Origin of the sequence: Vibrio sp. B1FIG11, from assembly GCF_905175335.1 — a bacterium.
GTDB classification, from domain to species: domain Bacteria; phylum Pseudomonadota; class Gammaproteobacteria; order Enterobacterales; family Vibrionaceae; genus Vibrio; species Vibrio campbellii.
The window spans coordinates 557700-580070 of the sequence record NZ_HG992751.1 but is presented as its reverse complement, the minus strand read 5'-3'; the positions used below and the strand labels follow the sequence as shown (position 1 = coordinate 580070).

Genomic DNA, 22371 nt, shown 5'->3' with positions numbered 1-22371 from the left:
AGTCATAAAGCATATGCATCTATTTACACCGTATTAAGTTCTTATTGTAAAGCGACTTGATGTAATAAATGTTGTACTCGTAAAACTTTAGAACCCTTTAAGGCAAATAGATTCCAGACAATTCATCCATCCTGATGAATTGTCAGTGTTTGCATTTAAGGTGAACAAGAAAAGTGTATACCCTAAAGTTGTGAGTTTCCGGTCAGCAATGAAGAAGAAATCACACGAGATGCTAATTTCTTGCAATCCGGTAACAAAACTCAAGGAGTTGGTATAAAATAGACGCTTTGAATGACAGTTAATTTAGGAACGATCGGCAATGGCTGAATACGTATATACCATGTCGCGGGTGAGCAAAATCGTGCCACCTAAGCGTCAAATTCTTAAAGACATCTCTCTAAGCTTCTTCCCAGGTGCAAAAATCGGTGTTCTAGGTCTGAACGGTGCGGGTAAATCAACTCTGCTACGTATCATGGCGGGTATCGATACTGATATCGATGGTGAAGCGCGTCCACAACCTGGCCTAAACGTAGGTTACCTACCTCAGGAGCCAGTACTAGACGAGTCAAAAACGGTTCGTGAAATCGTTGAAGAAGCCGTTGCAGATGTTGCTGGCGCACTTAAGCGCTTGGATGCGGTATACGCTGCGTATGCAGAACCAGATGCAGACTTCGACGCACTAGCAAAAGAACAGGGTGAACTAGAAGCGCTAATCCAAGCGAAAGACGGTCACAACCTAGATAACGCGCTAGAGCGTGCTGCTGATGCACTTCGCCTTCCTGAATGGGATCAAAAGATCCAACACCTGTCAGGTGGTGAGCGTCGCCGTGTGGCTATCTGTCGTCTTCTTCTTGAAAAGCCAGACATGCTACTACTAGACGAACCAACCAACCACTTGGATGCGGAATCTGTTGCATGGCTAGAACGTTTCCTAGTTGATTACAGTGGTACTGTAGTTGCGATTACCCACGACCGTTACTTCCTAGATAACGCAGCGGGTTGGATCCTAGAACTTGACCGTGGTGAAGGTATTCCATGGGAAGGTAACTACACCTCATGGCTAGAGCAAAAAGATGCGCGTCTACAACAAGAAGCGTCGCAAGAAAAAGCTCGTCAAAAGACCATCGAGAAAGAACTTGAATGGGTTCGTCAAAACCCTAAAGGTCGTCAGGCGAAATCTAAAGCACGTATGGCGCGCTTTGAAGAGCTACAAAACACTGACCACCAAAAACGTAACGAAACCAACGAACTGTTCATCCCGCCAGGTGAGCGTCTAGGTGATAAGGTAATCGAAGTGAACAACCTGACTAAGTCATTCGACGGTCGTGTTCTTATCGATGACCTATCGTTCAGCATGCCTAAGGGTGCAATCGTGGGCATCATCGGTGCCAACGGTGCAGGTAAATCGACTCTATTCAAGATGCTGAGCGGCACTGAGCAGCCAGACTCAGGTACAATTGAGCTAGGTGAAACAGTGAAATTGGCGTCCGTTGAGCAGTTCCGTGACTCAATGAACGACAAAAACACGGTATTCCAAGAGATTTCTGAAGGCGCTGACATCATCAAGATCAACAACTTCGAAATCCCAGCTCGTGCTTACTGTTCTCGCTTTAACTTTAAAGGCTCTGATCAACAGAAAGTTATCGGCGAGCTTTCTGGTGGTGAGCGTAACCGTGTACACCTTGCTAAGCTGCTTAAAGCTGGCGGTAACGTACTGCTACTCGATGAGCCAACCAACGACCTTGACGTTGAAACACTACGTGCACTAGAAGAAGCACTACTAGAGTTCCCTGGCTGTGCAATGGTTATCTCGCACGACCGTTGGTTCCTAGACCGTATTGCTACGCACATCATCGACTACCGCGATGAAGGCCAAGTTAACTTCTACGAAGGTAACTACAACGAGTACATGGAATGGCTGAAGAAGACCCTTGGTCCTGAAGCAGCTGAACCACACCGCATCAAATACAAGCGCGTATCGAAGTAATTTCGGTTATAAGATGAGTGTGCGGTATATCACCCTACGCTCACCTTTGCTTGTAATTCGTACAAAGGTCGCTATCATAGCGGCCTTTGTTGTATGTGTTGCATAAATAGCTCGAAGTACCTCTCAAGTAGGTCAAGAGCATGACCATTAGCCAACCCAACTCTGTAGCTATCTCGACATTTTAAGAACAAAAATCGAACAAATTTTGTACTATTTGATATAGTCTTTCACTTGTTTGAATACTTTACGAGAAAGCTCTATGACGGAGAGACGACGCTTTTCACGCATCATCTACCAAGTACCTGCTCTAATTGAGCAAGGAAACTTGGCAATGCAAGCTACGATTCAAGACCTTTCATTGCATGGCTTGTTATTAAAAGTTGAAGATGCAAAACCGTTGGATTCATTACTTCCGGTAGAAGTGGGGTTCTCATTTATCCAATCAGAACAGATGATGCAGTTTAGTGCTGGTATCGTTTCGATTGCAGGCAATGAGATTCGGCTAAAGATAAGCAACATCGACATCGAAAGTATTAGCCAACTAAAACGATTTATAGAATTGAATGTAGGCAATAACGAGCTTCTGAATCGAGAGTTAGAGCATCTTTCCGATTTAGGAGAAAAATAAATTGAGCGCCTACTTTAGTAACAATAACCATGTCTAAAAAAATCATCATGCAGATCCCGACAAAAGACGGGAATCAGCAGTTTCATTTGGGTCGCCTTTCGATCCTAACCATCTGTGCATCCGTTGTTGCATTGCCCGCTGTCGTCGGCGGCGCATGGTATCTGAACCAAAAGCAAGTTCATGATACGCAAACCCTTAGTCAGACCATCGCTAAGCTTGAAAGTGAAAAAGCAGAGATCACTGCGCTTTACGAAGAACAATTGGATACCAACCACTCACTGTCTCAATCTCTGACGGACAAAAACAACCAGATTCAACTGCTAGGCAAGCGTGTATTCGACGTGGAATCTGTATTGGGTCTTGCTGATGAAGAGTTAGTGGGTGAAGAGAATAACCTCGCGTTAGAGGAACGTATCGATGCTGCCGCTATTGACTCGGCCGTTCGAGCCACCATGTTCCGTTTGATTCCCAACGATAGCCCGATGACTTATCAGCGCATCTCATCGCCATATGGCAGCCGAATTAATCCAATTTCGGGTAAACGTCATGTGCACACTGGCATCGACTTAACCTGTAAGCGTGGCGAAGAGATTCTTGCGCCAGCGGATGGTGTTGTAGAGACCGTACGTCCAAGTAATCGCGGTTACGGCAACTACCTAACGTTACGCCACTCGTTTGGTTTCTCAAGCTCATTTGCCCACCTCAATAAGTTCAGTGTAAAAAGCGGTGAGTTTGTCAGTAAAGGCGATGTGATTGCGAAATGTGGTAACTCGGGTAACTCAACCGGTCCGCACCTGCATTACGAAGTACGCTTCCTAGGTCGCACATTAAACCCACGTTATCTAATGGACTGGACACCGGAGAACTTCAACTTCGTGTTTGAAAAAGAGAAGATGGTGAAATGGGGCCCACTGGTTCAGTTGATCGACAATGTCGTTCGCCTGCAAATCAATCTAACCAACTCTCCATACCGTGATACCAGCATCAGCACAGTATCGAGTGAAGACAACAGTGGCACATCGACCAACTGATTTTTAAAAGCCTTCAAAATAGAAAAGAGCAGCTCGTGAGCTGCTCTTTTTGTATTTAGAACTGGTACTTATCCACGGTGGATATTGTCGTTCGCTTGTTTGAGTAGGTTCTGACTCTCATTCATAAATTGCTGTGAGTACTCACCAAACCAATCGCTCACTTGTTCAAAGCTTTCAACAAACTCGGCTTTATCTTTGCTATCCAGGATGCTTAACGCCTCACCGAAGCGTTGATGGAATCGCTTAATCATGTCGATGTTTTCTTGTGATGAAAGAATGATATCACCGTAAAGATTTGGATCCTGACCAAACAGACGACCTACCATCGCCAATTCCAAGCGGTAAATTGGTGAGCTCAGTTTTAGCAATTGATCGATGTTTGGATTCTCTTTGCTCAGATGCATACCGTAAGCAAAGGAAGTGAAGTGGCGCAACGCCTGAATCAAAGTCATACCATGATCGTGCTCTTGCGCATCGATCTGGCACAAGCTTGCGCCCCAAATTCCAAATTGTTGCAATAGCCATTGGTATTGATCGCTACCACGACCGTCACAGTAGACAATCACCTGCTTCGCTAGGCTCGGTACATCTGGGCCAAACATTGGGTGCAAACCAACAACTGGACCTTGGTGCACATTTAACATTGCTTGCAGCGGCTTAGACTTGATAGAAGTCAGGTCACACAGAATGCAGTCTTTTGGCAGGTTACCAAGTTTTTCAATCACACCTTCTGTTAGGTGAATCGGCACAGTAACCACAACCAGGCCCGCATCTTTAAGGATGTCATCCGCGTGATCCCAATCTTTGCTGCCCAGCACCTTTACTTGGTAACCAGAGAGTTTGAACATTCGGCCAAACAGACCACCTAACTGGCCATTACCACCAATAATAACCACTGATCGCAATTCTGGGTTCAAACACTTAAAACCGGAATCTTTCTCGCTGGCATAAGACTCACGCATGGTTCGACGAAGAATGTCTTCAATCAGCTGTGGAGGAATCCCCATTTTTTCAGCTTCAGCTCGTCGTGACGCCAGCATGGCAGCCTCACGATCTGGGGCGTAAATTGGCAAACCGTGTTCGCTTTTTACTTCACCCACTTTCTCTACTAGTGCTAAACGTTGTGCCAGTAGCTCCAACATTTGCTTGTCGACTGCATCAATTTGATCGCGTAATGCGTTAAGTTCAACTGCCATTGATGTTCCTTAAATAAGTTCCGTTTTAGCCTTTAAGGCGATTCTCTAAGAAAGGCACCAGCTCTTCGTGTGCATGACGTAATAGTGCCTCAGTTGAATCCCAATTGATACATGCGTCAGTGATCGATACGCCGTATTTCATCTCTTCAAGTGCTAGGTCTGAAGATTGGTTACCTTCATTGATATGACTTTCAATCATCAAGCCGATGATTGACTTGTTACCTTCACGGATTTGGTGAATCACGTCTTCGGCAACCAATGGCTGACGACGGTAATCTTTACGAGAGTTTGCATGGCTACAATCCACCATCAATGAAGCATCCAGGCCAGACTTCGCCATCTCTTGCTCACACTCGTTAACCGATACTGAATCGTAGTTAGTTTGCTTGCCGCCACGCAGAATCACATGACCATTCGGGTTACCTTGCGTAGTCAGAAGGGCGACTTGACCTTCACGGTTAATACCCATGAAACGGTGGCTAGAAGAAGCAGCTTGCATCGCGTTAACAGCAGTAGCCAAGCTACCATCTGTACCATTCTTAAAGCCGATTGGCATAGAAAGACCACTTGCCATCTCACGGTGTGTTTGTGACTCAGTCGTACGAGCACCGATCGCTGCCCAGCTAAAGGTATCCGCAAGGTATTGCGGGCTGATTGGGTCAAGAGCTTCTGTTGCCAGCGGGATTTCCATCTCTGCCAATTCAACCAGCAATTCACGCCCAACATGCAGACCATGTTCAATGTCGAAGCTGCCATCTAGGTGTGGGTCATTGATTAGGCCTTTCCAACCAACCGTGGTTCGTGGCTTCTCAAAGTAAACACGCATTACAATATACAGTTGGTCGCTTAGTTGTTCTGAAAGAGCTTTTAGACGCTTAGCGTAATCCTTCGCAGCTTCTACGTCATGGATAGAACACGGTCCACATACAACGAGTAGACGATGATCTTTTTTGTGAATGATGTCAGCGATGGTTTGACGAGACTCTTGAATAAAACGACGGGCTTTTTCACTTAGAGGAAGCTTCACTTTTAGCTCCTCTGGCGTGATCAGAACTTGTTCTTCGCTGATGTTGATGTTGCTCAATTCACTTCTTTGCATAACTTTGACCTGTATATTTTTGTTTACACCCAACCAATTCCTTGGTGAGACAACTAAGCTTTATCGACAAGATAACAGGCTAAAAAAGAATTACAACCGTACACAATAAAAAACATTTAGTGTAAACTTTAATTTACACTAAAAGAAAAGGCCGAAGTACAGAGCACTTCGGCCTTAAATGGATGTTTTTGAAAGTTTACGTCTCATCCCTGAACAAACCATTATTCAGGGGTGAGATAGCTAGCCAACCAATCGCCTCATCGCTTCAGACGCATCTTTCCACTCTTGCGAAAGTTTTAGCTCGCTTAGAGAAAAGCTTTGCTTCTTCAACAAGGCATCTGCTCGAGGAACAGAAGTGATTGGTAGATTATCCAGCACCTCAACTTGCGCATCGCGCTTGTTGCAAACCAGCAGCATATCGCAGCCAGCGTTTAATGCTTGTGCGCCACGCTGAGCAGGGCCACCCATGATCGCAGCGCCCTCCATGGTCAAATCATCAGAGAAGATCAAACCTTTAAAGCCAAGCTGCTGGCGCAGGATTTGTTTTAGCCAATACTCAGATCCACTTGCTGGTTGGTCATCATAATTTGGGAAAATCACATGAGCAGGCATCATCGCGTCTAAGATGCCAGCATCGATTTGCGCTTTGAAGATCGCCATGTCTTGCTCAAAGATATCGCTACGCTCATCGTATGGTGTCTCTAGGTGTGAATCAGCAATCACACCACCATGGCCCGGGAAATGTTTGCCCGTCGTCGCCATACCGACACTCTTCATACCCTGCATATAAGCGGTGCTGTGACGTAAAATGGTGTCCAGATCCTCACCAAAGGCACGGCTGCCAATCGCTTTACACTGGTGACCTTTATCTAGTACTGGCGCGAAGCTTAGATCGATATCATGAGCAATAAGCTCTGCTGCCATCAACCAACCACCCATGCGTGCCAGCTCTTCACTGTTTTGGTGTTTGGCGTATTCATCTGCCGCAGGAATCAGAGAAAAACCTTCACGGAAACGCTGAACACGCCCGCCTTCTTGGTCAACACCAATCAAAATCGGACGTTTCGCCGCTTTGCGGATAGATTGGGTAAGAGCTTGAAGCTGCTCACTGTCGTGGTAGTTACGCGTAAATAAAATCAAACCACCAACCGTTGGATGCTCCAAAATTTCTCTGTCTTCTGCAGTCAGTTCATAGCCTGCAACATCAACCCATAACGGTCCCATTTTTTCTCCTCAAAATCGGCTGAATATCTCGTATTCGATGAGGTTATTCGCTTCAGAATTGCTTTACAATAAGTGAATCGAAGAATTGACGGAATTGGCTGTGAATCTTAACAAACTGTATATCGGTGTGATGTCTGGAACCAGTATGGACGGTGTAGATACCGCACTGGTTGAAATTGAAGATAACCATGTTCGCTTGATCGCACACGATGATTACCCAATGCCCGCTCATATTAAGCAGACGCTACTGTCGGTTTGCACTGGGCAAGACACGAACCTTAAAGCCATTGGTGAGCTCGATCATCAACTTGGCCATCTGTTTGCCGATGCGGTTTTACAGCTACTGGATAAATCCGGCTATTCCGCTGAGCAAATCCGAGCCATTGGCAATCATGGGCAAACCGTGTTCCACCAGCCAACAGGCGACCTGCCCTTCACTACCCAACTGGGTGATGCCAACATCATCGCAGTCAAAACGGGCATTGATACCGTGGCAGATTTTCGTCGCAAAGACATGGCGTTAGGTGGCCAAGGTGCACCGCTCGTTCCTGCTTTCCATAAAAGTATTTTTGCCATGCAAGATTCCACCACCGTGGTGCTTAACATCGGTGGAATTGCCAATATCTCGGTACTGCATCCTGAACAAGCAGTGATCGGCTACGATACTGGCCCGGGCAACATGTTGATGGATGCATGGTGTGAACAACACACCGGACAAGGCTTCGACAAAGACGCGCGATTTGCTCTGCAAGGTAACACCGATGCCGCACTGCTCACTCAGCTCTTAGCAGAGCCTTACCTCACCATGTCGGCGCCCAAGAGCACTGGCCGAGAGCTGTTCAATATCGATTGGCTGCATCATCAGTTAGCCAACCACAAGATCTCAGCACAAGATGTACAACGCACGCTGTGTGAATACTCGGCGAAAACCATTGCAAGTGAAGTAGAGAAATTCACTTATGGCCAGCAGCCACAGCTGTTGGTGTGTGGAGGTGGTGCGAGAAATCCCCTACTGATGCAGCGTTTAGCGGAACTTCTGCCGCAGTGGCAAGTCGCAACAACGGATGATAAAGGTGTTGATGGTGACTATATGGAAGCCATGGCGTTTGCTTGGCTTGCTCAACGACATATCGATGGACTGCCGAGTAACTTACCTGAAGTGACTGGTGCGAGCCGTCTTGCTTCACTGGGTGTGCTCTATCCTAAAAACTAAATTCGTTGTGCCAGATACAGCGACAAAAAATCGAAATCAGTATTCAAAGGCTTAAACCACTATGACAAATGACGCGCTTATTGCTGCTCTTGCCCATCTTGTATCAGAGGGGCGCAACCCAGATACGATGGATATCGATTTATTACCCTCTCTAGACATTGTTCAGAGACTGAATCAGCAAGATAAACTCGTACCGCTTGCGGTGGAGAAAGTACTACCAGAAATCGCACTCGCGGTAGATAAGATCACCGACGCGTTTAAAGTCGGCGGTCGTCTGGTTTATATGGGCGCAGGCACCAGCGGTCGTTTAGGTGTGCTTGATGCATCGGAATGTCCACCAACATTTGGCGTATCTGACAAGATGGTGGTTGGTCTGATTGCGGGTGGCCCAGAGGCGATTTTAAAAGCGAAAGAAGGTGCGGAAGATTCGCCGGTTTTAGGTGAGCAAGACCTAAAAGATATCGAATTCACAAATCTGGATGTTGTCGTAGGCATCGCTGCAAGTGGCCGAACGCCTTATGTCATTGGTGGTTTGGAATACGCAAACGAGATCGGCGCAACCACAATAGCGCTATCTTGTAATCCAGATTCTCCAATCGCCGACATTGCCGACGTCGCAATTAGCCCTGTTGTTGGCCCTGAAGCATTGACAGGCTCAACACGTTTGAAATCAGGTACCGCGCAGAAACTGGTTCTGAACATGCTGACTACTGCCAGTATGATCCGTTTGGGTAAGAGTTACCAAAACCTGATGGTTGATGTGAAAGCAACCAACAATAAACTCGTTGCACGCGCCGCACGTATCGTGATGCAAGCGACCGATTGCAGCAAAGAACAAGCAACCGAAGTGCTAAAACAAACGGATTATGAAGTGAAGTTGGCGATCTTAATGATCCTCACCGATCTTGATATTGAATCTGCTCGCGCGCATCTCCATCACCAAGACGGTTTCTTACGTAAAGCGGTGGAAAGCCATCAGCCTAAATAGTGGAATGATAGAGTCCAAGCAAACAAAAAGGAGACCTCAAGGTCTCCTTTCTTATTCTGATATCAAGATTTAGTCTTCATACAACCATTCATCAAACTCTTGGTTAAGCTTGTCATTTGCTTTGCGTTTGATGTGATCGGGGTTCGTTATGTTCTTAACGTTATCCACTTTATTGGTGTACTTACGCGTGGTTTGGTTTACTTCACGCTTGACCTGATTCTCCACATAAGTGCCATCGGTGATCTCTTTGATATTGCGCTTAGTGTGATTGATGGTGTTGGTAATACGATGCTTGTCATGATCGTACTTACGCTTCATCTTTATCGACTCTTTCAATACATTAGTCGCACCAACCGTTAGGGGAAAGAGCGCCAATGCGACCAAAAAGATCTTTTTCATGTTTCTATTTCACTTCTGATTGAATCTAATATCACCAGTACACCAAAGCAATAAAATTCAAATGTCAGAAGATTAACAGGGAAAATTGCCGTCTTGATTATGAAACAGAATTAGTTGCTGTATTCGTTCCAACCACGTTGCCATTCCATACGGAATTTCTGCGCTTGAGGCGTACCTTCGCACACACCTTCATAATACTGGCCAGACAGACCCATTTGGTAAGCGAAATCTGGATTACAGTATTCTGTTACACCTTCTAGGTAGCCTTGGTCGTAGTCACCTTGCTTAGCATTACCGAGCTGATTGAGCTCTTTCACCGTACGAGAGGTATGCCCTGCAATACCATCTTGATAACCGATCTGATACCAATCACCAGATTGCGCCAATTCTTCCGTGGTTGCCGCACATCCAGCGAGTAAAGCCAGCGCCAAGCCTAACGTTGCCTTTTTCATGATTCTTCCTTAACTAGTTGTTTTCCCAACAAGCTTATCACTAAAGCCTGTGCTTTGCCGCTGCTGTGTCAATTTTGCCTGCGAGTTTCTCCTACAACCACTCACGGTACATAACGACCACTGAGTATCGAATTTCACCACTCAACGGATATCCCGACCACTGAGCAAACGATAAAACCACTTAATCCTTATATCGACCACTCGCTTCTCTATTCGACCACTCATCCACAGAGCGAATGCGCTTAACAAAAGGGGCGAATAAGATACATCCTGAGCTTAAAAAATTACCCTACCTATTAAACCAAGGACAATTGCTATGATGTGGTTTCTAACCTGTGTCGCAGCCCTCATCGGCGGATACTTCATCTACGGCGCTTTCGTTGAGAAAGTTTTCGGTATCAATGAGAATCGCCAAACGCCTGCCCATACTAAAACGGACGGTGTTGACTACGTTCCAATGTCAACCAAACGTGTTTACCTTGTTCAGCTACTTAACATCGCTGGTGTTGGTCCTATCTTCGGTCCAATCATGGGTGCGCTATATGGCCCTGCGGCAATGCTGTGGATTGTTGTAGGTTGTATCTTCGCAGGTGCGGTACACGATTACTTCTCAGGCATGCTTTCTGTTCGTAACGGTGGTGCATCAGTACCAACAATTACCGGTCGCTACCTAGGTAATGGCGCAAAACACTTTATGAACATCTTTGCCATTGTCCTATTGCTTCTCGTTGGTGTGGTATTCGTATCAGCACCAGCAGGTATGATCACAAACCTAATCAACGACCAAACCAGCTTTAGCGTAAGCATGACAACCATGGTTGTGTTGATTTTCGCTTACTACATCATCGCGACAATTGTTCCTGTAGATAAAATCATCGGTCGTTTCTACCCATTGTTCGGCGCACTACTGATCTTCATGTCTGTGGGTCTAATGACTGCAGTTGCGTTCTCTAGCGAGCACACGGTAATGGGCGACTTCCAAGTAAGTGATATGTTCACTAACTTGAACCCGAACGATATGCCTCTATGGCCTGCGCTATTTATCACTATCGCATGTGGTGCTATCTCTGGCTTCCACGCAACTCAGTCACCACTGATGGCGCGTTGTATGGAAAATGAGAAGAACGGTCGCTTCGTATTCTACGGTGCAATGATTGGTGAAGGCGTTATCGCGCTTATCTGGTGTGCTATTGCTCTGTCTTTCTTCGGTACACTTGACGGTCTTGCAGAAGCTGTGAAAAACGGTGGTCCTGGTAACGTGGTATACAGCGCGTCATTTGGCCTACTGGGTGTATTCGGTGGTGTGATTGCTTTCCTTGGTGTTGTTATTCTGCCAATCACATCAGGTGACACTGCATTCCGCTCAAGCCGCCTGATTCTTGCTGAATACTTCGGTATGGAACAGAAAACACTGCGTAACCGTCTTCTAATGGCTGTACCACTATTCGTTATCGGCGGCATCCTGACTCAAGTAGACTTCGGTATCATCTGGCGCTACTTCGGCTTCGCAAACCAAACAACAGCAGTAATGATGCTTTGGACTGCGTCGGCTTACCTACTACGCCATAACAAGCTGCACTGGATTACGACAGTACCAGCCGTATTCATGACAACCGTATGTGTGACTTTCATTCTAAACAACAGCACACTAGGTTTCGGTCTGCCAATGCAAATCTCGACTATCGCGGGCGTTCTATTCGCACTAGCGGCAGCAGGTTACGTTATCAAGATTTCTAAAGGCAAAGGCGAGACAGAACTGGCTGACGAAGAGAAACCGCAAACAGCATCAGAAACTGCATAATGAATACCTTCGCTTGCTAACCGATTCATTATCAATGTCTGGATAAACCAAGAGCCTGCCCAACGCAGGCTCTTTTTGTTTCTCTTCGAAGATTTAATTCACTTACAATAAAAACATCATTTTTAGGTTAGGTTCGTTATGGAACTGGTCATCTCCCTTTTACAACAAATGTGTGTTTACTTAGTGCTGGCTTACATGCTGAGTAAAACGCCGATCATTTTGCCTCTGCTGAGCATCTCTTCGCGCTTCAGCCATCGGCTCATTTGTTATGTGCTCTTCTCTGGCTTTTGTATTCTTGGCACCTACTTCGGCTTACAGATTAACGACGCCATCGCTAATACACGCGCCATCGGAGCAGTAATGGGTGGCCTGTTTGGTGGCCCTGTCGTTGGTTTCGCGGTGGGACTAACGGGCGGTATTCACCGTTACACCCTTGGTGGTTTTACGGATTTAGCCTGCGCTATTTCGACTACAGCAGAAGGCTTGATTGGTGGCTTGCTGCATGTTTACCTCATCAAGCGCAACAAAGGTGCAATGCTGTTTAATCCAAGCGTGGTATTCAGTGTGACTTTTGTAGCGGAAATCGTACAGATGATTCTGTTGCTCGCCGTAGCCAAACCTTTCGACCAAGCCTATGAGCTGGTTTCAGCGATTGCAGCTCCGATGATCATTGCTAACTCCGTTGGTGCCGCTCTGTTTATGAGTATTTTGCAAGATCGTAAAACCATTTTTGAAAAGTACTCAGCGACCTTTTCCCGCCGTGCATTGAGCATTGCCGATCGCTCGGTCGGTATTCTGAGTACTGGCTTTAACAGCGAAAACGCCGATAAGATTGCCCGTATTATTTATGAAGAAACAAAGGTCGGCGCGGTCGCCATTACTGACCAAGAGAAGATTCTGGCTTTCGTTGGTATCGGTGATGATCATCATAGGCCAAATACTCCTATTTCATCGCAAAGCACACTTGATTCAATGGAGAAGAACGACATCATCTACCTTGATGGTAGCGAGCGACCATATCAGTGTTCATTGGCGCAAGACTGCAAATTGGGATCTGCGCTGATCATTCCTCTGCGTGCAGGTAAAGAAGTGGTGGGCACCATTAAGCTTTACGAACCAAAGCGTAAATTGTTCTCTACTGCGAACATGTCAATGGCAGAAGGCATCGCTCAGCTTCTATCGAGCCAAATCTTGTATGGCGATTATCAGCAGCAGCAAACCCTACTGGCTCAGGCAGAAATCAAACTGCTGCACGCTCAAGTCAACCCACACTTTTTGTTTAATGCGCTGAATACTATCAGTGCTATTACTCGTCGAGATCCAGATAAGGCGCGAGAGCTGATCCAAAACTTGTCGCACTTCTTCCGCAGTAACTTAAAACAGAACATCAATACCGTAACGCTAAAGGAAGAGTTGGCACACGTGAATTCCTACTTATCTATAGAAAAGGCACGCTTTACTGATCGCTTAGAAGTTGAGATTGATATTGAACCAGAGCTTTTGGATATCAAGCTGCCGAGCTTTACTCTTCAACCGCTCGTTGAGAACGCCATCAAGCATGGTATTTCCAATATGTTAGAAGGCGGCAAAGTGAAGATTTACAGCCAAGCTCACCCACAAGGTGCACTGATTACGGTAGAAGACAACGCGGGAAGCTATGAGCCACCAAAAGAGAATCATTCTGGTTTGGGGATGGAAATTGTCGATAAGCGCTTATCGAATCAATTTGGGCGTGATTCAGCGCTAAAAATTACCTCTCAGCAGCACCAATTTACTAAAATGAGTTTTATCATTCCCCACTCGCGATAAGTACAGTGAAAACGCACAAAGGTAGTCTTGGATGTTAACCGCCCTCGTCATTGATGATGAACAGTTTGCTCGTGAAGAGTTAGCAGAGCTATTGGATGAAACAGGTCAAATTGAGGTGATTGGCGACGCGTCAAACGCCATCATGGGGCTAAAGAAAATCAATGAGCTCAAACCTGATGTGGTGTTTCTCGACATCCAAATGCCACAGGTGACGGGCATAGAGCTGTTGGGCATGTTAGACCCAGAGACCATGCCTTACGTGGTGTTTGTGACCGCCTACGATCAATACGCTATCCAAGCCTTTGAAGACAACGCGTTCGACTACTTACTCAAGCCCGTTGACCCATGCCGTTTGACAAAAACCGTCAAGCGCCTGAACAAAGTAATGAGTCAATCCGCGCTCACTCAGCAACTATCAGCCATCGCGCCCGAGAGCCTAGACCAGATACCTTGCATTGGACACAACCGCATTGTGATCATGGCAACCGAAACGGTTGAGTGCGCTTACAGTGACATCAGCGGAGTGCATGTACGCTCCACCAGCCAAACCGCCAGCACACAGCTCACGCTAAAAACCTTGGAAGAGAAAACCCCATTGGTGCGTTGCCATCGACAGTATCTAGTCAGCATTAAAGCCATCAGCGAGATTAAGCTATTAGAAAACGGGCTGGCAGAAATCATCACCAAAACCGGCTTTGAGATCCCGGTTAGCCGTCGCTACCTAAAAGTGCTCAAAGAGCTGTTAGGTATCAACAGCTAAGCTTAAACTCTAATGAACTCGAGTAGAAACTCCCAATGAAAAAGGCGACCTTGTGGTCGCCTTTTTGGTGTTTGATTGGTCTTAATCGACTTGCTTAATTTGCAGTTCTTTTGGTACTTCGAAGAACATGTTCTCTTCACGACCAAGCACTTCATCTACTGCCTCAGCACCAACCAGTTCTTTGATGCGATCTAGGATTTGATTTACCAACTCTTCTGGTGCAGATGCGCCGGCAGTTACACCAACTTTTACCTTACCCTCAAACCACTCTGGCTTGATGTCTTCTGGGCAGTCCGTTAAGTAGCCCGGAGTGCCTAGCTTTTCAGCCAACTCTTTTAAGCGAGTAGAGTTTGAAGAGTTCTTAGAACCCACAACGACCATCACATCAACATCAGCAGAGAGCTCACGCACAGCATCTTGACGGTTTTGCGTCGCGTAGCAGATGTCATCTTTACGAGGACCTTGAATCTCTGGGAATACGCGGCGTAACTCTTCAATTACGTCTGCGGTTTCATCGACAGACAATGTTGTTTGGCTTACGTAGTGCAGATCCGATGGATCTTTTACGATCGATTTTAGCTTCTCAACATCGGCTGGCGTTTCCACAAGGTACATACCGCCCGTCTCGCTAGAGTACTGACCCATTGTACCTTCCACTTCTGGGTGACCAGCATGACCGATCAGTACCACTTCCATATTTCGACGGCTCGCGCGCGCTACTTCCATATGTACTTTGGTTACCAGCGGACACGTTGCATCGAATACTGTCAAATCACGAGATTTCGCTTCTTGGCGTACGGCTTGTGACACACCATGAGCGGAGAAAATCACAATGTTGTTGTCTGGCACTTCGTGCAATTCTTCAACGAAGATAGCACCACGCTGCTTTAGACCTTCAACTACAAAGCGGTTGTGTACCACTTCATGTCGAACATAGATTGGTGGCTGATACATCTCTAGCGCACGCTCTACGATGCTAATCGCGCGGTCAACACCAGCACAGAAACCACGTGGGTTAGCTAACAGGATTTTCATTTCATTGCTCATGGAAGTTATCTTTAATTTGGTTCGCTATTCTACTGACAAAATTTCGACTTCGAAAGTCACGTCTTGTCCCGCGAGTGGATGGTTGAAATCCACTGTCACTGAGTCGCCAGCAATCTCAGTAATAATGCCCGGGATTTCCATACCGTCTGGACCGCTGAATGCCATGATCGTGCCGACTTCAACTTCCGCTTCGCCAACAAATTTAGTGCGGTCCATATGGTGGATATGGTCTGGGTTCGGCATACCAAAAGCATCAGCGGCTTTTAGTTCGATCGCCTTTTCTTCACCTACTTGTAAGCCTAGTAGGCATTGCTCAAAGTTCTCACTCAAGCTGCCATCGCCCATCACGAATTTAGCAGGCTTACCCATATTGTGTGTGCTGTCTGCTACAGAGCCATCTTGCATTTTGATGGTGAAGTGCAGCGTTACTGCTGAATCTTGATTTATTGTTGTCACGTTACTGCTTCCTTGTTCTTGGGTTGTCCAGCGTTCTGTCTGATCACGTACTGTGATTGCTTTTTATTGTACGAAGATACGCGGATTGCGCTCCAACATAATAAAAAGCGTCGTTCGAATCAACGGACGACGCTTAGGGTTATTCGGTATATCGCAAAAGATTACTTGTCAGCGTCCTTTTTGCGGAAGCCGTCAAGAATGATCATTGCTGCACCAATACAGATAGTCGTATCCGCTAGATTGAATGCTGGCCAGTGATAACTGCCCCAGAAGAAGTCCAGGTAATCAACAACAAAGCCGTGAACCACACGGTCAAACACGTTGCCCACTGCACCACCAATAATCAGTGCGTAAGCGATGTTGTTCCATTTTTCTTTCGCTGGAAGCTTGCTCATCCAGTAAGTCAAAAGACCTGTCACAACAAACGCGATACCGGTGAACAACCAGCGTTGCCAGCCCGCTTGATCGCTCAAGAAGCTGAATGCTGCACCGTAGTTATGAACATAAAGTAGGTTGAAGAATGGCAGCACCTCAATTCGGTTTGCCCATCCGTAGCCCATGTTGTCCATTACCACCAATTTGATGCCAATATCGGCAATAAATACCAGAATTGCTAACCATAGCCAGCGAACTCCAGATTGCTTTAACGTCAGTGCTTTTTCACTCATTACTTTACCTACAAACAGCCCCAGTAAATACTGGGGCTGTTAATTTTAAAAAAAAGTTCAGTCGTTCTAGGCAATTACGCGAATTTACGTACTTCACCTTCGCCGTCAACGTTCGACACACAACGACCACAGATCTTCTCGTGACCTTCGATTGTGCCTACGTCTGGCGTGTGGTGCCAACAACGGTCACACTTCTCGCCTTCAGCTGCTGCTACTTCAACAAACAAGCCTTCGATATCCGTCGCTTGTGCAGCATCCGTCTTCTCACCTAGAGGCTTAACTTTCGCTGCAGATGTTAGTAGAACAAAGCGCAGTTCATCTTCTAGTTTGTTGATTTTCGCCGCTAGAACGTCATCAGCAAATAGCGTCACTTCAGCTTGTAGTGCACCACCGATGGTTTTCTCTTTACGCGCGTCTTCTAGAAGTTTGTTCACTGCGCCACGAACCGCTTGGATCTCAGTCCAGAATTCGTTGTTCAGCTCTTCGCCTTCAGCAAGACCGAATAGACCGTCGAACCACTCACCAGTGAATACGAACTTGTCGCGCTCACCTGGCATTTCGTTCCAGATTTCATCTGCAGTGAACGACATGATTGGCGCCATCCAACGAACTAGCGCTTCTACGATGTAGTAAAGTGCTGTCTGACAGCTACGTTGAGCGTTGCCGCCACGTTTTGCTGTGTACTGACGGTCTTTAATTACATCTAGGTAGAAAGAGCCCATTTCGATTGAACAGAATTGCATTAGACGCTGAGTCACACCGTGAGTGTTGTACTCTTCGTATGCTTTAACAATCTCTTCTTGTGCTGCTAGTGCACGACCAACCGCCCAGCGATCTAGCGCAACCATCTCTTCAACAGGAACGATGTCTGTTTCAGGGTTGAAGCCGCTTAGGTTAGCAAGGAAGAAACGCGCTGTGTTACGGATACGACGGTACGCATCTGCACTGCGTTTTAGGATTTCATCAGAAACCGCAACTTCACCAGTGTAGTCTGTTGAAGCAACCCATAGACGAAGAATATCAGCACCTAGCTTGTTAGTTACGTCTTTTGGCGCAACCACGTTACCGATAGATTTAGACATCTTACGGCCGTGACCATCAACCACGAAACCGTGTGTCAGTACTTGTTTGTAAGGCGCTTCGTCTTTCATCGCGATAGATGAAATTAGAGAAGACTGGAACCAACCGCGGTGTTGGTCAGAACCCTCTAGGTATAGGTCTGCGCTGTTGCCGTTGTACTCTTCACGAGCATCAACAACAGAGAAGTGTGTAACACCTGAATCGAACCATACGTCTAGCGTATCAAGTACTTTTTCGTATTGGTCAGCGTCAGCACCTAGTAGTTCAGCTGCATCGACATCCCACCATGCTTGGATGCCTTTCTCTTCAACCAGCTTAGCGACTTTCTCGATCAGCTCTAGCGTGTTTGGATGAAGTTCTGCTGTTTCTTTATGAACGAACAGAGCAATTGGCACACCCCAAGTACGTTGACGAGAGATACACCACTCAGGGCGACCTTCGATCATACCTTCGATACGGCTTTGACCCCACTCAGGCATCCACTCAACATTCTTGATTGACTCTAGTGCTTTAGCACGTAGGCCAGCTTGGTCCATAGATACGAACCATTGTGGTGTTGCGCGGAAGATGATCGGAGTCTTATGACGCCAACAGTGTGGGTAGCTGTGCTCGTATGCGTGGTGGTGTAGTAATGCACCTTTTTCTTTCAGTACTTCTACTACTGCATCGTTCGCTTTAAATACGTGCTGACCAGCAAATAGCTCAGTGTCTGGTAGGTAAACACCGTTTGAACCAACTGGGTTTGCTACTTCTAGGTTGTACTTATTACCAACCGCGAAGTCTTCTTGACCGTGACCAGGTGCAGTGTGAACAACACCAGTACCTGAATCAGTTGTAACGTGATCACCAAGGATCGCCGGTACAGTGAAATCGTAGAATGGGTGTTGGAATTGAGAAAGCTCTAGGTCCGCACCTTTAGCAAAGCCAAGGTTGTGGAAGTGCTCGATACCTGCACGGTCCATTACGTCTTTCGCTAGCTCAGCAGCAACGATGATACGCTCAGCGTTGTCGCCTTCTGTTTGGATAAGCACGTACTCTAGATCATCACGTAGACATACTGCGCGGTTTGCAGGCAGTGTCCAAGGTGTTGTTGTCCAGATAACGATAGATACGTCACCTTGGCCTTCGTGACCTTCAGTTAGCTCAAACTTAGATAGCAGTGCCGCTTCGTCAGCCGCTTTGAAGCGAACGTCGATAGATGGCGATACTTTATCTTTGTACTCAACTTCAGCTTCAGCAAGAGCTGAACCACAGTCTGTACACCAGTGAACTGGTTTAAAACCTTTCAGTAGGTGACCTTTGCTTGCGATCTTACCAAGTGCACGGATGATGTTCGCTTCAGTTGCGAAGTCCATAGTGCGGTATGGCTTGTCCCACTCACCCATGATGCCAAGACGCTTGAAGCTCTCTTTTTGACCTTCAACTTGACCTGCAGCGTACTCGCGACATTTCTCGCGGAACTCAGCTGCCGTCACTTTTTGGCCTGGCTTGCCTACTTTCTTCTCTACCATCAATTCGATAGGTAGACCGTGGCAGTCCCAGCCTGGGATGTAAGGTGCGTCAAAACCTGAAAGTGTTTTGGATTTAATAATAATGTCTTTAAGAATCTTGTTTAGTGCGTGACCAATGTGAATGTCACCGTTCGCGTAAGGAGGGCCATCGTGCAGTACGAATGACTTTTTGCCTTTCTTAGCTTTACGGATTTCACCGTAAAGATCTTCTTTGTACCAACGCTTAAGCATTTCTGGCTCACGATTGGCCAGGTTGCCGCGCATTGGAAACCCTGTTTCAGGTAAGTTCAGGGTATCTTTATACTCACTCATCGATTCTTAATTCCGTTATATTGGGCGAAAATTAGACATTATGTTGCACGGTGGAATAAACCGCTCAACGCTTAAGCTGACGCAGCCACACCCTCGCTGCTTCAGCATCCAATTCGATTTGTTGTTTAAGTGCTTCAAACGACTCAAACTTTTGCTCATCTCTAAGTTTATGCAAAAGTTCCACTTCTAGCTGCTTGCCATATAAATTAGCGTGAAAGTCGAATAAGTGTACTTCTAACTGCTGGCGAACACCATTTACTGTTGGTCGTTGACCAATGTTAGCGACGCCACCCACTGGCTTATCTCCTAAGCCAAGCGCTTGAACAACATAAACTCCGGAAACCGGAGATACACAGCGTTTCAACGGAATATTTGCAGTAGGGAACCCGATGGTTCGACCTAGCTTTCTTCCGTGTGAAACACGACCGGCAATGCTGTAATCTCTTCCCAGCATCTCTTGCGCGGAATGCAAATCATCACGAGCCAGCGCTTTACGGATAGCCGTGCTGCTCACTCGTAATTGCTGTAAACAAAAGCTTTGGGTACTGACAACTTCAAAGCCGTACTTTTCCCCTGCTTCTTGTAACATCGCAAAGTTACCAGTTCGGCCTTTGCCGAAACAGAAATCATCGCCGATGACAAGAAACTTAACACCCAATCGACCAACCAACAAGTCACGGATAAACTCTTCCGCCGTTAGGTCAGCAAAATGACGATTGAAGTTAACACACAGCAAACGATCGATGTCGAGCTTACTCAGCTGAACAAACTTATCACGCAGTCGCGTTAACCTCGCAGGTGCCTTATCTCGAGCAAACAGCTCCATCGGCTGAGGTTCAAAGGTCATCACAACCGAAGGCAACGAAAGTTTCTCCGCTTGTTCAGACACTTGCTGCAATACTTGTTGATGGCCTCTGTGTACGCCATCGAAATTGCCAATAGTCAGCACGCAGCCATGATGGCGCGACTTGATATTGTGAATGCCTCTAATCAGTTCCATTGGATACTGCTTTATGCCTCTGTTTTTACTTTGCACTGTGTGAAACTGACGGATTATATACCAATCAACCTTATTCTGTCCCAGCTTTTAGGTCTTTTAAACGTACGCCGAGTAAAAACACCACAGCAAGGTAAACGCCAGCACCAAGTGCAATCAGCATTCCCAATACGCCACTGCGGTGAGCAAAGCTCCAATTCAGCCACACAGACATGTCTTCAAGTTGCCACAAGATAGCCGCAACCATCGCTGCGCCAGCTATCACCAAACGTATAATAAAGAGGACAGTTCGCTTAGTGATTTGGTACACACCGGCAATGTGCAAGCCGCGGTATAGCAGCGCCATGTTTACAAAAGCAGAAAGTGCCGTTGCGATAGCAAGACCAACGTAACCGTAGAAGTATGCAAAGATCGCGTTAAAGACCATATTCGTCACCATTGCAATGATGCCGTACTTCACTGGGGTTTTGGTGTCTTGACGCGAGTAGTAACCTGGCGCAAGCACTTTAATCAGCATGAAGTTAAGCAGACCTGATGCATACGCTAATAAAGAGAGAGAGGCTTGATGTACGTCTTGCGGAGAAAACTCACCACGCATGAATAGCACCATCAACATTGGCTTTGCTAGTACCATCAAACCAAGCATTGCAGGAATACCGAGTAAGGTCACCATACGTACGCCCCAATCCATGGTGTGTGCAAAACCTTCACTGTGAGCATCTACGTGCTTACGTGATAATGCTGGGAGAATCACCGTCGCTATCGCAATACCAAATAGACCAAGTGGGAACTCCAATAAGCGATCAGAGTAGTAAAGCCAACTGATAGAGCCTGTTTGCAAGAAGCTAGCAATAAAGGTGTCAAACAACAGGTTGATTTGGCTTACCGACACACCAAATAGAGCAGGAATCATAAGGGTGCGGATCTTCACCACCCCCGGATCGCGCCAGCCCCATTTTGGCTTAACCATCACACCCGCTTTAATAAGGAAAGGAATTTGGAATAAGAACTGCACCAAGCCACCCAGAAGAACACCGATGGCAAGACCGATTTCTGGCTGCGATATCTGCGGCGAGATAAACCATGCAGCCAAAATGATCATCACATTGAGGAAGACTGGGGTAAAAGAAGAAACCGCAAACTTACCTAACGTATTGAGGATAGCCCCCGAAAGCGCTACAAAAGTGATGAACCATAAATAAGGAAAGGTAATCTTGAGCATCACGCTGGCAAGTTCGAACTTCTCAGCCGCCGGACCACCATGCATCCAGTCCAAGAACCAACCAAAGCCAAAAAGTGCCGTTACGACACCAGAGCCTAAAACCCCGAGAATGGTAACAATAGAGACAATCACACCTAACGTACCAGCAGCACGAGCAATCAACTCTCGGGTTTTGTCCATATCCCCTTGGGCGTGGCTTTCGGTTAGTACTGGTACAAAAGCCTGAGAAAACGCGCCTTCAGCAAACAGACGACGTAAGAAATTAGGGATTTTATTGGCAAAGAAGAAGACGTCGGCACTCGCGCCGGCCCCCATCAAGTTTGCTACTACTACATCACGAACTAAACCTAGGACGCGCGAAATTAATGTCATGGCACTGACGATCATGCCAGACTTGAGCAGTCGTTTACTCACTGTAACCTCGGAATATCACCAAAAGATAGCCAACCCTATTCCTCTAAGCCTTTGAAAGCTACAAATGGGCGTTAAAA

Annotated in this window: 19 protein-coding genes; 8 read left to right on the top strand and 11 right to left on the bottom strand. The window is 46.5% G+C overall.

Features of this window, described 5'->3' with window-relative positions; translation table 11 throughout:
* The first annotated feature begins 319 nt into the window (after nucleotides 1-319).
* The 3 genes from ettA (at nucleotide 320) to KHO06_RS02655 (ending at nucleotide 3646) form a co-directional block, all read left to right on the top strand.
* Nucleotides 320-1987, top strand: a complete 1668-nt coding sequence (gene ettA, locus KHO06_RS02665; protein WP_038888999.1) for an energy-dependent translational throttle protein EttA — start codon at nucleotides 320-322, stop codon at nucleotides 1985-1987.
* 259 nt (nucleotides 1988-2246) lie between these two features.
* The gene (locus KHO06_RS02660) at nucleotides 2247-2615 is read left to right on the top strand and encodes a PilZ domain-containing protein (RefSeq protein ID WP_122018845.1); all 369 of its coding nucleotides are present in this window, start codon (nucleotides 2247-2249) and stop codon (nucleotides 2613-2615) included.
* 29 nt (nucleotides 2616-2644) lie between these two features.
* Nucleotides 2645-3646: a M23 family metallopeptidase gene (locus tag KHO06_RS02655; protein WP_212582058.1), complete on the top strand. Its 1002-nt coding sequence runs from the start codon at nucleotides 2645-2647 to the stop codon at nucleotides 3644-3646.
* A gap of 68 nt (nucleotides 3647-3714) precedes the next feature.
* Here KHO06_RS02655 and tyrA read toward each other — a convergent pair whose 3' ends face one another.
* The 3 genes from tyrA to nagZ form a co-directional block, all read right to left on the bottom strand.
* Nucleotides 3715-4842, bottom strand: coding sequence for a bifunctional chorismate mutase/prephenate dehydrogenase (tyrA, locus tag KHO06_RS02650; RefSeq protein ID WP_077261881.1), 1128 nt, complete (start codon nucleotides 4840-4842; stop codon nucleotides 3715-3717).
* Nucleotides 4843-4867: 25 nt separating this feature from the next.
* Nucleotides 4868-5941, bottom strand: coding sequence for a 3-deoxy-7-phosphoheptulonate synthase (locus tag KHO06_RS02645; RefSeq protein WP_005425327.1), 1074 nt, complete (start codon nucleotides 5939-5941; stop codon nucleotides 4868-4870).
* A 240-nt stretch (nucleotides 5942-6181) separates the two neighbouring features.
* Nucleotides 6182-7165 (bottom strand): beta-N-acetylhexosaminidase, encoded by a 984-nt coding sequence (gene nagZ / locus KHO06_RS02640; RefSeq protein ID WP_045369924.1) that lies wholly within the window; start codon nucleotides 7163-7165, stop codon nucleotides 6182-6184.
* 100 nt (nucleotides 7166-7265) lie between these two features.
* Between nagZ and KHO06_RS02635 the strand changes: the two genes are divergently transcribed.
* Both KHO06_RS02635 and murQ read left to right on the top strand, forming a co-directional pair.
* On the top strand, nucleotides 7266-8378 hold the full coding sequence (locus KHO06_RS02635) for an anhydro-N-acetylmuramic acid kinase (RefSeq protein WP_212582057.1): 1113 nt from the start codon (nucleotides 7266-7268) through the stop codon (nucleotides 8376-8378).
* Nucleotides 8379-8439: 61 nt separating this feature from the next.
* The gene (gene murQ / locus KHO06_RS02630) at nucleotides 8440-9366 is read left to right on the top strand and encodes an N-acetylmuramic acid 6-phosphate etherase (RefSeq protein WP_005533278.1); all 927 of its coding nucleotides are present in this window, start codon (nucleotides 8440-8442) and stop codon (nucleotides 9364-9366) included.
* A 69-nt stretch (nucleotides 9367-9435) separates the two neighbouring features.
* Here the strand turns inward: murQ and KHO06_RS02625 are convergent, their stop codons facing one another.
* Entirely contained in the window at nucleotides 9436-9765 is a 330-nt protein-coding gene (locus KHO06_RS02625; RefSeq protein ID WP_012127049.1) for a hypothetical protein, read from the bottom strand.
* Between the two features lie 110 nt (nucleotides 9766-9875).
* On the bottom strand, nucleotides 9876-10217 hold the full coding sequence (locus tag KHO06_RS02620) for a DUF2799 domain-containing protein (RefSeq protein ID WP_005425322.1): 342 nt from the start codon (nucleotides 10215-10217) through the stop codon (nucleotides 9876-9878).
* Nucleotides 10218-10533: 316 nt separating this feature from the next.
* Here KHO06_RS02620 and KHO06_RS02615 point away from each other — a divergent pair, with 316 nt between their 5' ends.
* From KHO06_RS02615 to btsR, 3 genes are all read left to right on the top strand, one after another.
* Nucleotides 10534-12018, top strand: coding sequence for a carbon starvation protein A (locus KHO06_RS02615; protein ID WP_005425329.1), 1485 nt, complete (start codon nucleotides 10534-10536; stop codon nucleotides 12016-12018).
* A gap of 138 nt (nucleotides 12019-12156) precedes the next feature.
* Nucleotides 12157-13827 carry a sensor histidine kinase gene (locus KHO06_RS02610; RefSeq protein WP_005425302.1) on the top strand — a complete coding sequence of 557 codons (1671 nt, stop codon included), beginning with the start codon at nucleotides 12157-12159 and terminating at the stop codon, nucleotides 13825-13827.
* 31 nt (nucleotides 13828-13858) lie between these two features.
* Nucleotides 13859-14587, top strand: coding sequence for a two-component system response regulator BtsR (btsR, locus tag KHO06_RS02605; protein ID WP_212582056.1), 729 nt, complete (start codon nucleotides 13859-13861; stop codon nucleotides 14585-14587).
* Nucleotides 14588-14668: 81 nt separating this feature from the next.
* Here btsR and ispH read toward each other — a convergent pair whose 3' ends face one another.
* The 6 genes from ispH to murJ form a co-directional block, all read right to left on the bottom strand.
* Entirely contained in the window at nucleotides 14669-15634 is a 966-nt protein-coding gene (gene ispH, locus KHO06_RS02600; RefSeq protein ID WP_029388716.1) for a 4-hydroxy-3-methylbut-2-enyl diphosphate reductase, read from the bottom strand.
* Between the two features lie 24 nt (nucleotides 15635-15658).
* Nucleotides 15659-16090, bottom strand: coding sequence for an FKBP-type peptidyl-prolyl cis-trans isomerase (gene fkpB, locus KHO06_RS02595; protein WP_005533267.1), 432 nt, complete (start codon nucleotides 16088-16090; stop codon nucleotides 15659-15661).
* Between the two features lie 161 nt (nucleotides 16091-16251).
* Nucleotides 16252-16758: a signal peptidase II gene (lspA, locus tag KHO06_RS02590; RefSeq protein WP_005425321.1), complete on the bottom strand. Its 507-nt coding sequence runs from the start codon at nucleotides 16756-16758 to the stop codon at nucleotides 16252-16254.
* Between the two features lie 74 nt (nucleotides 16759-16832).
* Nucleotides 16833-19661, bottom strand: a complete 2829-nt coding sequence (gene ileS / locus KHO06_RS02585; RefSeq protein ID WP_212582055.1) for an isoleucine--tRNA ligase — start codon at nucleotides 19659-19661, stop codon at nucleotides 16833-16835.
* Nucleotides 19662-19725: 64 nt separating this feature from the next.
* The gene (gene ribF, locus KHO06_RS02580; protein ID WP_005533261.1) at nucleotides 19726-20661 is read right to left on the bottom strand and encodes a bifunctional riboflavin kinase/FAD synthetase; all 936 of its coding nucleotides are present in this window, start codon (nucleotides 20659-20661) and stop codon (nucleotides 19726-19728) included.
* A 70-nt stretch (nucleotides 20662-20731) separates the two neighbouring features.
* Entirely contained in the window at nucleotides 20732-22294 is a 1563-nt protein-coding gene (murJ, locus tag KHO06_RS02575; RefSeq protein ID WP_050906166.1) for a murein biosynthesis integral membrane protein MurJ, read from the bottom strand.
* Nucleotides 22295-22371 lie beyond the last annotated feature (77 nt).

Bases quoted from the DNA above. Each gene is read 5' to 3' on its own strand.
- ispH (WP_029388716.1), bottom strand. From the start codon at position 15,634: ATGAGCAATGAAATGAAAATCCTGTTAGCTAACCCACGTGGTTTCTGT.
- ileS (WP_212582055.1), bottom strand. From the start codon at position 19,661: ATGAGTGAGTATAAAGATACCCTGAACTTACCTGAAACAGGGTTTCCA.
- KHO06_RS02645 (WP_005425327.1), bottom strand. From the start codon at position 5,941: ATGCAAAGAAGTGAATTGAGCAACATCAACATCAGCGAAGAACAAGTT.
- KHO06_RS02660 (WP_122018845.1), top strand. From the start codon at position 2,247: ATGACGGAGAGACGACGCTTTTCACGCATCATCTACCAAGTACCTGCT.
- KHO06_RS02625 (WP_012127049.1), bottom strand. From the start codon at position 9,765: ATGAAAAAGATCTTTTTGGTCGCATTGGCGCTCTTTCCCCTAACGGTT.
- ribF (WP_005533261.1), bottom strand. From the start codon at position 20,661: ATGGAACTGATTAGAGGCATTCACAATATCAAGTCGCGCCATCATGGC.
- KHO06_RS02620 (WP_005425322.1), bottom strand. From the start codon at position 10,217: ATGAAAAAGGCAACGTTAGGCTTGGCGCTGGCTTTACTCGCTGGATGT.
- nagZ (WP_045369924.1), bottom strand. From the start codon at position 7,165: ATGGGACCGTTATGGGTTGATGTTGCAGGCTATGAACTGACTGCAGAA.
- KHO06_RS02615 (WP_005425329.1), top strand. From the start codon at position 10,534: ATGATGTGGTTTCTAACCTGTGTCGCAGCCCTCATCGGCGGATACTTC.
- KHO06_RS02610 (WP_005425302.1), top strand. From the start codon at position 12,157: ATGGAACTGGTCATCTCCCTTTTACAACAAATGTGTGTTTACTTAGTG.
- KHO06_RS02655 (WP_212582058.1), top strand. From the start codon at position 2,645: ATGTCTAAAAAAATCATCATGCAGATCCCGACAAAAGACGGGAATCAG.
- ettA (WP_038888999.1), top strand. From the start codon at position 320: ATGGCTGAATACGTATATACCATGTCGCGGGTGAGCAAAATCGTGCCA.
- lspA (WP_005425321.1), bottom strand. From the start codon at position 16,758: ATGAGTGAAAAAGCACTGACGTTAAAGCAATCTGGAGTTCGCTGGCTA.
- murQ (WP_005533278.1), top strand. From the start codon at position 8,440: ATGACAAATGACGCGCTTATTGCTGCTCTTGCCCATCTTGTATCAGAG.
- tyrA (WP_077261881.1), bottom strand. From the start codon at position 4,842: ATGGCAGTTGAACTTAACGCATTACGCGATCAAATTGATGCAGTCGAC.
- btsR (WP_212582056.1), top strand. From the start codon at position 13,859: ATGTTAACCGCCCTCGTCATTGATGATGAACAGTTTGCTCGTGAAGAG.